Annotated in this window: 1 CRISPR repeat array. The window is 45.7% G+C overall.

Annotated features, from left to right (window positions below):
* Positions 1 to 58 precede the first annotated feature (58 nt).
* A CRISPR array of direct repeats spans positions 59 to 549; the repeat unit is 37 nt; unit sequence GTTTCAATTCCCTTTTCATCGGGATAGGCTCTGCAAT.
* Positions 550 to 610: the final 61 nt, after the last annotated feature.

Genomic DNA, 610 nt, shown 5'->3' with positions numbered 1-610 from the left:
CATCGGGATAGGCTCTGCAATGGTAGCCTTCCCCTCGATGAGCGCGGGCTCGTATTCTGTTTCAATTCCCTTTTCATCGGGATAGGCTCTGCAATCACGGATTCCTCCCGAATGCAACTAGACGTTAGATTAGGTTTCAATTCCCTTTTCATCGGGATAGGCTCTGCAATCGTCTTGCCAGGAAGTTACGCTACTTCGGTAGTTTATACGGTTTCAATTCCCTTTTCATCGGGATAGGCTCTGCAATCCGGAATTCTAATAGCGGCACTAGGGGTAATGGTTGCATTGTTTCAATTCCCTTTTCATCGGGATAGGCTCTGCAATTGACGTTTCTGTGATGATTCAGCATACCGAGGCTTATGAGTTTCAATTCCCTTTTCATCGGGATAGGCTCTGCAATATCTGGGTAGGTGGTGGCGGCACTGAGGATGATTACGTTTCAATTCCCTTTTCATCGGGATAGGCTCTGCAATCTCCAAAATCATGAATTACCATTACATGAATTATATTATGTTTCAATTCCCTTTTCATCGGGATAGGCTCTGCAATTTCCGCAGCTGGCCTGGAGGCTTACCAAGCCATTCTTCCTGTTTCAATTCCCTTTTCATCG

It is taken from the genome of Methanosaeta sp. UBA356 (genome assembly GCF_002496465.1).
GTDB lineage: Archaea > Halobacteriota > Methanosarcinia > Methanotrichales > Methanotrichaceae > Methanothrix > Methanothrix soehngenii.
Note: the sequence above shows the minus strand (reverse complement) of the source record. Positions and strands in the feature narration are given on the sequence as shown.